Annotated in this window: 17 protein-coding genes; 6 read left to right on the plus strand and 11 right to left on the minus strand. The window is 72.5% G+C overall.

Going from position 1 to position 12,288, the window contains the following annotated elements; all coding sequences use genetic code 11:
* Nucleotides 1-65 precede the first annotated feature (65 nt).
* Together DN069_RS35500 and DN069_RS35505 are read right to left on the minus strand one after the other, a co-directional pair.
* Nucleotides 66-266 (minus strand): DUF5326 family protein, encoded by a 201-nt coding sequence (locus DN069_RS35500; protein ID WP_111507377.1) that lies wholly within the window; start codon nt 264-266, stop codon nt 66-68.
* A gap of 147 nt (nt 267-413) precedes the next feature.
* The gene (locus DN069_RS35505; protein ID WP_111507391.1) at nt 414-731 is read right to left on the minus strand and encodes a cupin domain-containing protein; all 318 of its coding nucleotides are present in this window, start codon (nt 729-731) and stop codon (nt 414-416) included.
* Nucleotides 732-793: 62 nt separating this feature from the next.
* On the opposite strand from DN069_RS35505, the gene DN069_RS35510 reads away from it, so the two are divergent.
* Nucleotides 794-1,171 (plus strand): phage holin family protein, encoded by a 378-nt coding sequence (locus tag DN069_RS35510; RefSeq protein ID WP_111507378.1) that lies wholly within the window; start codon nt 794-796, stop codon nt 1,169-1,171.
* A gap of 26 nt (nt 1,172-1,197) precedes the next feature.
* Here DN069_RS35510 and DN069_RS35515 read toward each other — a convergent pair whose 3' ends face one another.
* Together DN069_RS35515 and DN069_RS35520 are read right to left on the minus strand one after the other, a co-directional pair.
* Entirely contained in the window at nt 1,198-1,614 is a 417-nt protein-coding gene (locus DN069_RS35515) for an SsgA family sporulation/cell division regulator (protein ID WP_165845784.1), read from the minus strand.
* Nucleotides 1,615-1,740: 126 nt separating this feature from the next.
* On the minus strand, nt 1,741-2,511 hold the full coding sequence (locus DN069_RS35520; protein WP_111507379.1) for an IclR family transcriptional regulator: 771 nt from the start codon (nt 2,509-2,511) through the stop codon (nt 1,741-1,743).
* Nucleotides 2,512-2,735: 224 nt separating this feature from the next.
* On the opposite strand from DN069_RS35520, the gene DN069_RS35525 reads away from it, so the two are divergent.
* The gene (locus DN069_RS35525; protein ID WP_243640203.1) at nt 2,736-3,230 is read left to right on the plus strand and encodes an NUDIX hydrolase; all 495 of its coding nucleotides are present in this window, start codon (nt 2,736-2,738) and stop codon (nt 3,228-3,230) included.
* A gap of 55 nt (nt 3,231-3,285) precedes the next feature.
* Here DN069_RS35525 and DN069_RS42530 read toward each other — a convergent pair whose 3' ends face one another.
* From DN069_RS42530 to DN069_RS35555, 6 genes are all read right to left on the minus strand, one after another.
* A complete protein-coding gene (locus tag DN069_RS42530; RefSeq protein ID WP_111507381.1) occupies nt 3,286-4,818 on the minus strand; it encodes a globin domain-containing protein in 1,533 nt (510 codons plus the stop codon).
* Nucleotides 4,819-5,215: 397 nt separating this feature from the next.
* Nucleotides 5,216-5,596, minus strand: coding sequence for a thioredoxin (gene trxA, locus DN069_RS35535; protein WP_111507382.1), 381 nt, complete (start codon nt 5,594-5,596; stop codon nt 5,216-5,218).
* Entirely contained in the window at nt 5,580-6,026 is a 447-nt protein-coding gene (locus tag DN069_RS35540; RefSeq protein ID WP_111507383.1) for a MerR family transcriptional regulator, read from the minus strand. The genes trxA and DN069_RS35540 overlap by 17 nt, the downstream gene beginning before the upstream one ends.
* 69 nt (nt 6,027-6,095) lie before the next feature.
* The gene (locus DN069_RS35545; RefSeq protein ID WP_111507384.1) at nt 6,096-7,022 is read right to left on the minus strand and encodes an MBL fold metallo-hydrolase; all 927 of its coding nucleotides are present in this window, start codon (nt 7,020-7,022) and stop codon (nt 6,096-6,098) included.
* 126 nt (nt 7,023-7,148) lie between these two features.
* Nucleotides 7,149-8,579, minus strand: coding sequence for a serine hydrolase domain-containing protein (locus DN069_RS35550; RefSeq protein ID WP_111507385.1), 1,431 nt, complete (start codon nt 8,577-8,579; stop codon nt 7,149-7,151).
* An 82-nt stretch (nt 8,580-8,661) separates the two neighbouring features.
* Entirely contained in the window at nt 8,662-9,774 is a 1,113-nt protein-coding gene (locus DN069_RS35555) for an ABC transporter permease (RefSeq protein WP_207892382.1), read from the minus strand.
* Nucleotides 9,775-9,894: 120 nt separating this feature from the next.
* On the opposite strand from DN069_RS35555, the gene DN069_RS35560 reads away from it, so the two are divergent.
* On the plus strand, nt 9,895-10,482 hold the full coding sequence (locus DN069_RS35560) for a TetR/AcrR family transcriptional regulator (protein ID WP_111507386.1): 588 nt from the start codon (nt 9,895-9,897) through the stop codon (nt 10,480-10,482).
* Between the two features lie 26 nt (nt 10,483-10,508).
* On the opposite strand, the gene DN069_RS35565 is transcribed toward DN069_RS35560, so the two are convergent.
* Nucleotides 10,509-10,877, minus strand: coding sequence for a GatB/YqeY domain-containing protein (locus DN069_RS35565; RefSeq protein WP_111507387.1), 369 nt, complete (start codon nt 10,875-10,877; stop codon nt 10,509-10,511).
* Between the two features lie 133 nt (nt 10,878-11,010).
* On the opposite strand from DN069_RS35565, the gene DN069_RS39270 reads away from it, so the two are divergent.
* From DN069_RS39270 to DN069_RS42120, 3 genes are all read left to right on the plus strand, one after another.
* The gene (locus DN069_RS39270; RefSeq protein ID WP_116513717.1) at nt 11,011-11,310 is read left to right on the plus strand and encodes a hypothetical protein; all 300 of its coding nucleotides are present in this window, start codon (nt 11,011-11,013) and stop codon (nt 11,308-11,310) included.
* The gene (locus DN069_RS35570; RefSeq protein ID WP_116513718.1) at nt 11,307-11,897 is read left to right on the plus strand and encodes an SsgA family sporulation/cell division regulator; all 591 of its coding nucleotides are present in this window, start codon (nt 11,307-11,309) and stop codon (nt 11,895-11,897) included. The genes DN069_RS39270 and DN069_RS35570 overlap by 4 nt, the downstream gene beginning before the upstream one ends.
* 147 nt (nt 11,898-12,044) lie before the next feature.
* A partial coding sequence (locus DN069_RS42120) for a sigma factor (RefSeq protein ID WP_424556359.1) occupies nt 12,045-12,288 on the plus strand: 244 nt, incomplete at its 3' end.

Below are 12,288 nucleotides of genomic sequence, written 5' to 3' on the forward strand. Positions count from 1 at the left end.
TCCACCGAATCAGCTGAGGGCCGGCCGCTCTGCTCCGCGGCCGGCCCTCACTGCTTGAGCTCACGTCAGCTCTTGGATGCCTTCTTCACCAGGATCACGACCACCGCGCCCAGCGCGACCACCAGCAGTGCCTTGATCACGAAGGTCATCAGCCCGAAGACGATGCCGACGATCGCCGACAGCACCCACCACGCGATGACGATCGCCACGATCGGGACCACGATGTTCCGCACCCATCCGGGGAGCGCCTTCCACAGTTCAGTCATGATGTCCGTCCTCCCCCTCGGGTGTCCTGATTACGTCTTCGATCGTACGGGCGCGGCAGGCCGCAACGAAGAGTTCCTGCCCCTGAGAAGACCCGGATAAGACCCTGATCAGGCCAGTCAGGGAGCACCCTCAGATCAGCCCCCGGATCAACCCTCAGGAGGAGAGAAGACCACGAGAACCCGCAGGTCCTCGCTGATGTGGTGGAAGTGGTGCGGGACCCCGGCCGGGACGAAGACGACGGTGCCGCGGGCGACCATCGAGGACTCCTCGCCCACCGTGATCGCCCCACGGCCGGTGACGACCACGTAGAGCTCGTCCTGCGGGTGTGCGTTCTGGGTGTCCAGCTCGCCCGCGTTCAGCGCGTACAGGCCCGCGGACATCGTGTGTTCACGGAGAAAGCGCAGGTACGCGCCCTCGTTGGCGGACCGCTCGGCATCGAGGTCGTCCATCCGGAAGAGCTTCATGCGCGCCATTCAACCAGCCTTCGGGACTACCGCTGACGGTCACCGGCTGCAACGATCACGACATGATGAAGTTCGTACTCAAGACCCTGATCAACGCCGCCGCCATCGGCGTGGCGGCCTGGCTCGTCAAAGGCATCGACCTGACCGCGTCCGACTGGCAGCACAAGGCGCTGACCCTGGTGCTCGTCGCCCTGGTCTTCGGCGTGGTGAACTTCTTCGTCAAGCCGCTGGTCAAGCTGTTCTCGCTGCCGCTGTTCATTCTCACCCTGGGCCTGATCACCTTCGTGATCAACGCGCTGATGCTGTGGCTGACCTCCTGGGCCTCGGGCAAGCTCAGCCTGGACTTCACCGTGACCGGTTTCGTGCCGGCGCTGCTCGGCTCGCTGATCATCAGCCTCGTGGCCTGGGGCCTGCACCTGGTGATCCGCGACGAGGACTGAACCCCTGAGCTCCTGGGGCGACCGGGCTACTGGCCCAGGATGGCTTCCAGCTCCCGATCGAGGTCGGCGATCGTGTGCTCCTGTCCCATCGGGAGCACACGATCGGTCCGGCCGAGGAACGAGATCAGCGGCACCGCGGGGGAGCGCAGCACCGCCGCACCCTCGGTCGAGCGCAGCTCGACGCAGACGTCCATGAAGTCCTCGTCCGGGCCCGGTACGGGCCAGACCCGCACGTCACCCTCCCCGCTGGGACGGGTGATCCCGTCCAGCAGCAGCTCCCGGCCGAAGATCCAGCTGACCGGCGGATCACCGGGCAGGTGGAAGGTGAGGCGGATCGCCAACGGGTCGCCCGGGTCGTAGGCGAGCTCCACGCCGGTGTCGAACGCCAGTTCCGCGGAGACGAGCAGGCTCATCACCAGGTGGCCTTTGACCAGGCTCTGCATCTTCATTGCGGTACCTCTCGATCCCCGTCGTCAGTTCGGTACTGCGTGTCGCCACTGCGTGTCTTTCGCTACCGCGTGCGCGACCATCGTCGCTTTTGTCCGCACTCGGCCCCAAGAGCGAGGTTTTCAAATGCTGAACGAGAGCCGGTCCATCACCGAGCCGACCCGGGCGGCCAGCCGGTCCGCGGCCGCGGGGAGTCGATGGGACTGGGCGACGGGCAGGGAGAGGGCGATCGTGCAGACGGCCGCGCCCACCATGATCGGGACAGCCGCACAGACGACGCCGGGCATGTACTCCTGCTGCTCCAGCACCGGCCGGCCGTGCGGACGGCCCTCCAGACGGCGCATCAGCACACTCGTCTCGGTCACCGTCCGCCGCGTCAGCGACTGCGGACGGTGACGCGAGAAGTAGTCAAGGCGGCCTTCCCGGTCGAGTTGGCCGAGCAGGCACTGTCCGATGGCGTGCGCGTTGCCGGTGATCCGGAAGTCGGCCCACTCCTCCACCGCCTCCAGGCCGGGCCCGTCGCTGACGTCGACCACGTCGAGTTCGCCGTCACGGTAGGTGGCGAAGTAGGTCGCGGCGCCCAGCTCGTCCCGCAGCCGCGTCAGCGCGGTGCCGATCGCCGCACGCCCCTCGCGCAGTTCGCGGTGGCGGCCGAGCTCGCCGACGGCGTGGCCGTAGACGTAGGCGCCGTCGACGCGCTGCAGGTAGCCCTCGTGGGCGAGGGTGCGCAGCAGGTGGTACGTGGTGCCCAGCGGCAGTCCGGCCTTGCGGGCGAGTTGCTTGGCGGTCGCGCCCGAGCGGTGCTCGCCGACGGCCTCGAGCAGCCGCAGAGCGCGTTGGACCGACCCGATCAGCGTCGGCGCAGCCTTGTCCGCGGCCTTCTCCCTGGCCATCTCAACTCCCTGGGCATATGCCATATGGACGCAACTCCTCCACATCATGCCCACTGAAAGGGGGAAATGTCTGCTCCTCCGGTGTACTCCTCACCCCGCCGTTCGGCGGGGCTACGCCACGGCGTGTTGGCGCATCGGGTTTCACCTCACGCCCCCCGCGGCACACTCCCAACGTGGTGGCACAACCCGCGACACACGCAGCACGACACGCCCCGCGTCCGGTGGTGAAGCGCACGGCGCGCGCGATCCTGCTGGACGACGGCCCCGACGGCCCCGAGCTCGTCATGATCAAGCGGACCAAACCCGGACGCCCCCCGTACTGGATCACCCCCGGCGGCGGAATGGAGCCGAGCGACGCCACCGTCGTCGACGCCCTCCACCGCGAGCTGTCGGAGGAGCTGGGCGGCAAGGCGACGGACATCGTTCCGGCATTCGTCGACACGGTCTCCCACACGCATCACGAGGACGGCACCGAGCTGCACCCTCACGGTGTGAAGGTGCAGCACTTCTTCGTCTGCCGGCTCAGCTCGATGGACCTCTCCCGTCGGCACGGCCCCGAGGTGGACGCGCCGGTCGGCGAGTACGAGGTGGTCCGACTCCCCTTCACCCGGGAGGGCGTGACGGCGGTCAACGTCGTCCCGCCCTCGCTGCGGGCCTATCTCGCGGCGAACATCGAGGGCGTCCGGTCACTGCTCGCCGACGACCTCGGCTCGGGATAGCGAGGCAGGCGGTCCCCGTGGTCCAGGCGGTCCCGGCGGCCCTGCCGGCCGAGTCTCACGGCTGCCCGTCCTCCTCGAGGTCGTACAGCATGTGCTCCGCCGGCACCCCCGCGTCCGCCAGCACGGCGCGGGTGCGCCGGATCATCGCCGACGGGCCGCTGAGGCACGCGCGGTAGCCCTCCCACGGGCCGCTGCGCGCGATCACCTCGGAGAGCAGGCCGCGTTCCGTACCCGGTGCCGTGGCGGTGCCCGGCGCGGGCTCCGCCACGGCCGGACGCACCGAGAGCCACGGCAGTCGCCGGTCCAGCTCCTGCAGCGCCGTCAGCGCGTACAACTCCTCGGCGCGCCGTGCGCCGTAGTGGAGCTCCACCGTGCGGCGCGCGCCCGCCAGGGCCAGCTCCTCGACGATCGCCAGCAGCGGTGCGACGCCCGTGCCGCCGCCGACCAGCAGCAACGGGTCCTGTTGCTGGGGATCCACCACCATCCGTCCCTGCGCCGGACCGAGCCGCACCACGTCGCCCGGCTGCGCCCGGTGCACCAGCGCGTTGCTGACCCAGCCCGCCGGCACCGCCTTGACGTGCAGCCGCAGCAGCCCGTCCGCCGCGGCGCCCGCCGACGCGGGGGAGGCGGCGGAGGGCGAGGCGAGTGAGTAGTTGCGCCACACCCGCGGCCACCACGGCACCTCGACGCTGGCGTACTGGCCGGACCGGTAGGGGTAGGGGTGGTCGGTCCGCAGCGTCACCACGGCGATGTCGCGGGTGACCGCCTCGACCGACTGCACCTCGCCCTGCCACCAGGCCGGCGAGATCTGCGCGTCATGCGCCGCCGCGGCCATCATGACCTGCGAGACCCCGGCGTAGACCCGGTCCCAGGCCTGCGCGGTGTCCGCGTTCCACTCCCGCCCGCAGTAACGTTCCAGCGCCGCCCGCAGAGCCGCTCCGACCGGTGCGTAGTGCTCGTCCCGTACGCCGTAACGACGGTGACCGCGCGCCAGCTTCTCCAGGTACGCGGCCAGCTCCGGCGGGTTGTCCGCCGCCCGCCCCGCGGCCAGCAGGGCGCGGAACAGCCGGTCGCGCTGGACGTCCATCGCGGCGGGGAACAGCGCCCGCAGCTCGGGCCGGGCGAGGAAGAGCACGGCGTAGAAGTGCGCCGTCGCCCGGTCCGCGATCGGCTCGATCACGGCGAGGCTGCGCCGGATCAGCACGATGTCCTGCGGCGTCGGCCCGATCGGGCCGACGCCGCCGGCCGCGCCCGGCACCCCCGGGGCGGCCGTCGGATGCGGCGGCCGGTGCGGTGCGGTCGGCTGGTGCGCGGACGTCGGCTGCCCGGCGGTCGCCCGCTGAGCGGCCTTCTGGGCGGAGGCGGCCCGCTGACGGGAGGACAGCGGCACGACCGCCACGACCGAGCCGGGCAGCGGCATGGGCGGGGGTGGCAGCGGCGCGGCCGGAATGCCCTGGGGTGTCGGCGCCGGTGCGGGCGCGATCGGCAGCGGCGCCGGCGGCCCGACCGACGCCGCCGGCGCCGCCCAGGCGCGGGTCCACTCGTCGTCCGGGCCCACCCAGTTGAGCGCCGGCGCGTTGGCGATCATCGGCGTGAAGCCACCCGGCCGCAGCTCGAGCTCCTGCCCCGGCGCCGCGGCCGTCTCCCCTGCTGCCGCGGGGCCCGCGACCGGACCCGCGGACCCGGGAGCCGCCGGTTCGAGTGGCTGCCCGGGTTCCGGCGGCTCCTCCGGAACCGTCAACAGCGAGGCCTCGGGAGCCTTCGGTACCTCGGCCGCCTGAGCCGGCCCGGCGGGCGGGGCGGCTTTTCCGTTCCGTCGGTCCGCTCCGCGCGTGCGGGAGCGGCTGTTTCGATTGAGAGCGCTTCCGATCGACACCTTGGAGCTTCATCTCCCGTCGGGTCCGTACCTGCCTCGGAGACTGGCACGGGGTGACGAGAGGCCCGCCCAATAGCGTGAAGAACGGCGCGCACGGACCGACGACGCGCTACGCTGGCGCGCCCCCACCCGAAACGGGCGAAACGGCACTGCGCTCCAACGCCTCGGACAGCTCCTGCCCCAGCCGTCGCTTGGCCCGCGCGCCGACCGCCGTCCACACCGGCTCGCCGCCGCGGAAGAGCATCAGCGTCGGCATGGACAGCACCCCATAGCGGCTCTGCGTGCGCGGATTGGTGTCCACGTCGAGCGCCACGACGTGCAGCTCGTCCGCACGCTCCGCGGCCAGCTCGGCCAGCACCGGTGCCATCATCCGGCACGGCGGGCACCAGTCCGCGGTGAACTCCACCAGCACCGGCAGCTCGCTCGCCAGCACCCGGCTCTCGAACTCGGCGTCGGTCACCGCCGCGACGTGCTCAGTCGTCCCCGCCATCGCCCTCTCCCCTTTCGGAAGCATCGACCTGAACCTCGGTCAGCTCGCAGCGCGGCACGGGCGGTGTCTCCGCCGAGACCTCCACCTCCGCGCGCGCCAGCTGTGAACCGACCTGCTCGCGCACCTGCTGCAGCCGCTCGATCACCGCGTCCAGTTCGGCGAGCTTGCGCCGGTAGACCTCCAGGGAGGCCGGACAGGAGTCGCCACTGGGATGCCCCGCCCGCAGACAGTCGACGAACGGGCGGGTCTCCTCCAGCTCGAAGCCGAAGTCCTGCAGCAACCGGATCTGGTGCAGCAGCCGCAGATCCTCCTCGTCGTAACGGCGATAGCCGTTCTCACCGCGACGGGCGGGCAGCAGCCCGCGGGCCTCGTAGTAGCGGAGGGTCCGCGTCGTCGTGCCCGCCTTCCGGGCCAGCTCACCGATGCGCATGACTCGACCGTAGACCTTGCCGCCGACGTCAACGCCAGCCCGGACGACGCGCGGGTTCGACCGACGGCCTCAGCGCGAGGTGTTGGCCTGCACCCCGAAGCGCAGCATGACGGGGAGCGTCAACTCGCCGTAGGTCTCGTTGACGGCGGCGGCCAGCGCCTCCGGGTCGTGCGGGTGCTCGGTCAGATGCGCGTCGAACTCACGCAGGTAGTCACCGGTGAAGGCGATGACGCGCGCCGCGTCGTCGTCCTGACCCGGTGCCCGGTGGCCCGCAACGACGCGGTCCGGTTCCAGCCCGCGCACCGTCTCCAGGCTGGCCAGCCAGTCCGCGCGCTGCTCGGGCGTGGTGTCGGCGGTCCACAGGTGGGTGCCGTTGAAGACCACGTCCCCGCCGATCACCGTGCGCGCGGACGGCACGTGCACGACCGTGGAGGCCGCGCAGTCGCCCTGCCCGATCGCCAGCATGTGCACGGGCGAGCCGTCGATCAGCATCGTGTCGGTCGGCATCGGCCCGGGGACGATCGGCCCGGAGGTCACGTCGTCGCCGTAGACCTGCTGCCACTGCTCGACCTTGGCCAGGCCGGTACGGGTGATCTCCTCGATCACCGACGCGTCGGCGTAGACGGGAGTGCCCGGGAAGAGCCGGAGCACCTCCTCCGTGCCGAAGTAGTGGTCCGGGTGCGGGTGCGTGATCACGATCGCGGCGAGGGTGCGGGCCTTGCCGGCCACCCACTCCGCGAGCTCCCGCCCGGCGCTGCGGGTCAGCTGGGTGTCGACCAGCAGCGCGTGCCGCGGACCGAGGACCAGCGAGGAGGTGGCGAAGAAGGCGGACTCGGGCCCGGTGAACACGTCCACCTCGAGCGGGACGCGCTCCGGCGCCGGGGGCTCCGGCACCGGGGCCTCCCACTCCGGGACGTCCGTGATCTGCTCGACCGGTGTCGTCGGCTGCTCGGGCTGTTCCGGAGTGCCGGAGGCCCGACCGCGCTTCCTCGCCATCGCTCGCCTCTCCCGTCTCCCGCCTCGCAGCAGCCGCTGTCCTGTCGGTGTGACCTGTTCGGGGTCCGCCTCGGCGCGGCCCGTTCTATCCGAATGATGGCAAATGACAGCCCTTCGCCAGGGATGTCACCACTTCTCGGCGCGCCAGCCCGCCGGGTCGACCCCGTCCGGGACCGGGCCGTCCGCCGGGTAGGGCTCCCGGGTGAACACGAAGGTGGCCAGGTCCAGATGGGTGATCCCGCCCTCGGCGTCGCGCACCACGCGCATCGGCTCGCCGTGCCAGTAGCCGCCCTCGGCGACCCAGCCCTCGCCGTCCTCCGCGCGGTGCAGCCGCGTCGCGCGGCCGCCCGGGCCGGTGAGCGGCGTCAGCTCCAGCTCGTCGCCCTCGCCGACCAGACGCAGCGCGAAGCCCGCCGGGCCCCAGTACCAGGGGCCGGTCAGCGCCAGCACCTCCGGATCGTACGAGGTCAGCGGCCGCCACGGCTCCGGGATCCGCGGTTCGCGCTCGGCGACGATCCGCAGCAGGTCGGAAGCGAGCTCGCGGAAGGCCGGGCCGGCACTGGTGGTGGCGTTCGTCAGCGCCACGACGCCGAGACCCGTCCCGGGCACGATCCACACGTCCGCCAGGAAGCCGGGCATCGAGCCTGCGTGCCCGACCATCGGGAGGTCACCCGCCTGACGCAGCAGCAGACCGAGCCCGTACTGCTCGTCGCCGTTCGCCTGGCTCTCGCGCATCTCGAGCACCGTCTCCACCGCGAGGACGCGCTCGTCCCCCTCGGCCAGGAACGCCGCCCAGCGGACGAGGTCGTCGACCGTGGACCAGAGCTGCCCCGCCGGCGCCATCCGCCCGGTCTGCTGCAGCGGCTCGGAGAGGATCACCTCCGCCCACGGGTGCACCGCCCAGCCGCCCGCGTGCGGCATGTCGGGCACAGCCGTGGTCCGGCGCATCCCCAGCGGGCGCAGCACCTCGCGGTGCAGCACGGTGTACCAGTCGTCCCCGCGCAGCTGCTCGACCAGCGCGCCCAGCAGCCCGTAGCCGACGTTGGAGTAGTGGAAGACCCGGCCCGGCTCGTGCCGCAGCGGCGGGTGCATCAGCAGGTCCGCGAGCTCAGGGCGCAGCGCGCCGTCGGTCCGCTCCCACCACGGGCCGGGCGGCTCGTTGCTCAGCCCCGAGGTGTGCGCCAGCAGCTGGCGGATCGTCACCTCACCGACCGCCGGACCGACGGCGGGCAGGTACCGGCCGATCGGATCCGACAGCTCCAGCTGTCCCTCGTCCCGCAGCCGCATCACCAGCACGGCGACGAAGGTCTTGGTGATCGACCCGATCCGGAACTGGGTGTCCGGGTCCGGCGCGTGCCCCTCCACCATGCTGCGCGAGCCCCACCACCGCCGCTCCCCGTCCCGCACCACCGCCGCCACGACCCCGGGCAACCGCCCGTCCCGCTGCGCGACAGCCAGCCGGTGCGCGAGGGCACGCCGCGTCTCGGGCAGCAGCTCGGTGAAGTCGTCGTCGCCCACGGCGCTGCGACCGGACGCGGAAGTCTGAGGGTTCGCCATGTCCCGAACGCTAACCGTCCGGCCGGGACGCGGCGAGGCGATTTCCCCCGGCGCGGGGGTCCGCCGACACGCGGCCGGCGGGTCACACCGTCGCGCCCGCGTTCGCGCTGGTGATGGTGATCGTGACCGCCGTGGCTCCGATGGGGAGGGTGTGCGTGATCTCCCCGGCCGGACCGGTCGCGGTGAGCGCGGCCTCCGGCTCGGGCCGCGCGCCCGTGGGCGCGCTGAGCGCCGTTGCGCCGCCGGTCGCGACGAGCTTCGGGGAGCGCTTCGGGGCGCGGTGGCCCGCCAGGGCGACGAGGCCGAGGCCGAAGACGGCCCAGGCGCCCAGCACGGTCAGCGGGAAGCCGAGCGCGTGCCCGCCGAAGTACGCGCTGTCGCGCAGCGCCGTCGCCCCGGCCCCGGCGGGGAGCAGTCGGCCGACCCAGTAGGCCGCGCCCGGCAGCAGCTCGGGCGCGGACGCCGCGCCGGACCAGGCGTTGCCGAGCAGCATCAGCACCAGCGAGCCGATCCCGATCCCCTTGTGGCCGAGCAGCACCGCGAACCCGCAGACCGCCGAGGAGACGGCGAGCACCGTCAGCGAGACCACCCCGACGTTGGCGACCGCCCTACCGGTCAGCACCCCGAGCCAGCCCTGGGACACCGCCACCGCGGCCCCGCCGATCGCGGCGGAGGAGAGGAGCAGGAGCAGCAGCCGCTGGCCGCGCCCGCGGCCGAGCAGGAACGTCAGCGCGCCCGCCCCCAGCCCGGCGATCACCGTCGGCAGCACGCCCGCGACGAACGCGCTCCCGTGCGGGTCCCCGGCGGGCAGCGGAACCACGTCCGTGACCGTCGTCCCCAGTGTCCCCGCAGCCAGCTGCGTCAGCATCGTCGCGACCACCGGCGAGGCGGCGGACGCCGTGAGCAGCTCCGGACCCGCGGGCGGCAGCACCAGCGCGCCGTAGACGTCGCGGTGCTCGATCGCCGTCCGCGCGGCGTCGGCGTCGGTGTAGCGGTGGATCGCGAAACCGTCGGGGCCGGCGTGCGCGGCGAGCTGCTGCTCGACGCGGACGACCGCTGGGTCCGACCCGACCACCCCGAGCGGCAGGGAGCGCGGCGCGATCCGCGCCGCCGGCCAGGCGAACGCCCACAGCAGGAAGGCGGCGACCAGCGGCAGGACGACGACCAGCAGGTAGGGGCGGAGGCGCGCGTTCATGGGCGAGGCTCCCGTCATAGTCATTTTCATAGAGAATGAACATTCGTTTTAAGACGCCCACCAGCCTGCTCCCTCTGTGCTGACGTTGTCAAGAATGAACGTTCGCTTTACGTTGGATCCATGCCACGCGTATCCCTGGAGCACAGCGAAGCCCGCCGTCGGCAGATCCTGGCGGGCGCCCGGCGCTGCTTCTCCGCCAACGGCTTCCACGCGACGTCCATGCAGGACCTGCTGAACGAGATCGGCCTCTCCGCAGGCGCGTTCTACCGCTACTTCTCCGGCAAGGAGGAGCTGATCCGCACGATCGCGACGGAGACCCTCGCCGACGTCACGGACAGCCTGGCCGCACACCTGCAGCAGCACGACGCCCCCCTGCCGGAGCTGCTGGCCTCACTGCCCACGGCCCACATCAAGACCCTGCACGACGACGACCAGGCCCGCCTGATCGTCCAGATCTGGACCGAGGCGATGCGCGACGACGCGCTCTCCGACGTGGTCCGAGCCGGACTGGGACGCATCAACGCGTTGCTGGAGGCGGAGCTGAGCGAGCGCCGGCGCGCGGGCGAGCTCCCCGCCGACGCGGACCCGGCCGCGGTCGCCCGCGTGATCATGGCCGCGCTCCAGGGGTTCATCGTGCAGCGGGCGGCGTTCAAAGTGGACGAGCCGGAGCTCTTCGCCTCGGGGCTCAGCATGTTGTTCCGCGGCTAGGGCCTGCCCGTTCGACGCCGGGCGCCTCAGACGAACGCGGCCAGGACCTCGATCTCGGCGCGAAGCCGCTCGACCCGCTCCGGGCGGCCGGCGCGGCCGTACGTCTCGGCGGCCTGCTCGCGCTCCGCGACCTCGGCGCGGACGATCGCGCGGACGTCGTCCTCGGTCAGCTCACGTCGGGCGACCTCCGCCGCGCCGACGCCGACGGGCGTCGCCTCGATGGCGAGGGAACCCGTCCCGCCGGCGGACGCGGTGTCCGCGGGGACGGCCTCGGCGTTCTCGATCGCACCGAGGGTGGCGCGCAGCACGGAGGTGGAAACGCGGTCGCGGCCCTTGATCGCGACGCCGAGCGCGTCGCGGAGGCGGTGGCGCAGCGGCAGGGAGTCGGTGGTCATGCGAGGACGATAGGCACCGGGCGCCGTTGGGTTCGACCCGTTTTCTCCCGGAGCGCGACGGCGATTCGGTCCCCCCGAGGGTGAGAACGCGCCGTGACAGTTGCCCGGACGCGTCCACGTCGTTGGTCCTGGCATGACGGCAGACTCGTTGAACCCCTCTCCACCAACGGAAGAAACGTTTCCGCAGTCCTCTCGGCAGCAGACTCCGGCGCAGACGCCCACGCGGCAGAGCCTCCGGCAGCAGCCGGAGGAGCCCATCTACGCGCACCTGGTCAAGGCCTGGCACCTGGAGGGCCGCACCGTGCCCGGTGAGCCGGATCTCGAATGGCGCCGCCTGACCAAGGGCCTGCAGGCCACCCCTCTCCCCTCGCCGCGCGCCGGCGGCGTCCTGGCCGGCAAACACCGCAGAGACCCCGAAGGGCAGCAGAAGTGACGTCTCCCCAGGCCTCCGCGCCCCAGCCCGCCGACCGGGTCGCCCGGGCCACGCCCCCGGCCCTGCCCGAGCCGCCCACCCTCACCGGGCCGGACCCGGCCCTCGACGCCGACTCCGCCCCGGACTTCGCCCCGGGCGCCTGCTCCGCGCGGGCCGGGCGAGCCGTCCGCGTCGCCTGCGGCGCCGAGATCGCGCTCCGCCTCATCACCGGACCGGGCGACGAGATTCCCTTCCCCGCCCGGCTCACCTACACCCAGGCCGACCCCTACGCCGTGCGACTGCACTGCCAGACCGGCCCGGCAACCTCCGTCACCTGGGTGCTCTCGCGCGACACCCTGCGCCAAGGCCTCGACCGCCCGAGCGGCCTCGGCGACGTCCACATCCGCCCGGCCCCTGGGCCGGCCGCCGACGGACAGGGATCGGTGCTGATCACCCTCGGCAGCGGCCGGGACGCGGCCCTGCTGCGCGGCGACACCGCCGAGCTCCAGCGCTTCCTGCAGCTCTCCGCAGCGGTGGTGGCACCCGGCACCGAACACCGCCACCTCGACCTCGACAACCTCATCTCCCGCCTGCGACGGGCACCTTGAACGATTCCCCGACACCACGTCCGTCCTCCTGGCACCCTGTCCACCGTGATCGAACAAGTTGCGGCACCAGTCCCCTCACCCGCACCCGACGCGGCAGACACGGTCGGCGCACCCGATGCGTCCGCTGCGCCCGCCACGGCAGACGCGCTGGACGCGGTCACTGAGCACCGACGGCTGCTCTTCGGCACGGCCTACCGGTTGCTCGGCAGCGTCGCCGACGCCGAGGACGTGCTGCAGGACGCCTGGCTCAAGTGGTCGCAGACCGACCGCACCGCGGTCGCCAACCCGCGCGCGTACCTGGTCCGCACCGTCACCAACCTCTCCCTGAACCGGCTCACCTCGGCGCGGGCCACCCGCGAGTCCTACGTGGGCCCGTGGCTGCCCGAGCCGC

Origin of the sequence: Streptacidiphilus pinicola, assembly GCF_003258295.1 — a bacterium.
Taxonomy (GTDB): Bacteria; Actinomycetota; Actinomycetes; order Streptomycetales; family Streptomycetaceae; genus Streptacidiphilus; species Streptacidiphilus pinicola.

Coding starts and splice junctions, on each gene's coding strand:
- DN069_RS35555 (WP_207892382.1), bottom strand. CDS start 9,774: ATGAACGCGCGCCTCCGCCCCTACCTGCTGGTCGTCGTCCTGCCGCTG.
- DN069_RS35565 (WP_111507387.1), bottom strand. CDS start 10,877: ATGACCACCGACTCCCTGCCGCTGCGCCACCGCCTCCGCGACGCGCTC.
- DN069_RS35505 (WP_111507391.1), bottom strand. CDS start 731: ATGAAGCTCTTCCGGATGGACGACCTCGATGCCGAGCGGTCCGCCAAC.
- DN069_RS35540 (WP_111507383.1), bottom strand. CDS start 6,026: ATGCGCATCGGTGAGCTGGCCCGGAAGGCGGGCACGACGACGCGGACC.
- DN069_RS39270 (WP_116513717.1), top strand. CDS start 11,011: ATGACGGCAGACTCGTTGAACCCCTCTCCACCAACGGAAGAAACGTTT.
- DN069_RS35500 (WP_111507377.1), bottom strand. CDS start 266: ATGACTGAACTGTGGAAGGCGCTCCCCGGATGGGTGCGGAACATCGTG.
- DN069_RS35510 (WP_111507378.1), top strand. CDS start 794: ATGATGAAGTTCGTACTCAAGACCCTGATCAACGCCGCCGCCATCGGC.
- DN069_RS35545 (WP_111507384.1), bottom strand. CDS start 7,022: ATGGCGAGGAAGCGCGGTCGGGCCTCCGGCACTCCGGAACAGCCCGAG.
- DN069_RS35515 (WP_165845784.1), bottom strand. CDS start 1,614: ATGCAGAGCCTGGTCAAAGGCCACCTGGTGATGAGCCTGCTCGTCTCC.
- DN069_RS35560 (WP_111507386.1), top strand. CDS start 9,895: ATGCCACGCGTATCCCTGGAGCACAGCGAAGCCCGCCGTCGGCAGATC.
- trxA (WP_111507382.1), bottom strand. CDS start 5,596: ATGGCGGGGACGACTGAGCACGTCGCGGCGGTGACCGACGCCGAGTTC.
- DN069_RS35520 (WP_111507379.1), bottom strand. CDS start 2,511: ATGGCCAGGGAGAAGGCCGCGGACAAGGCTGCGCCGACGCTGATCGGG.
- DN069_RS42530 (WP_111507381.1), bottom strand. CDS start 4,818: ATGATCGCCAACGCGCCGGCGCTCAACTGGGTGGGCCCGGACGACGAG.
- DN069_RS35550 (WP_111507385.1), bottom strand. CDS start 8,579: ATGGCGAACCCTCAGACTTCCGCGTCCGGTCGCAGCGCCGTGGGCGAC.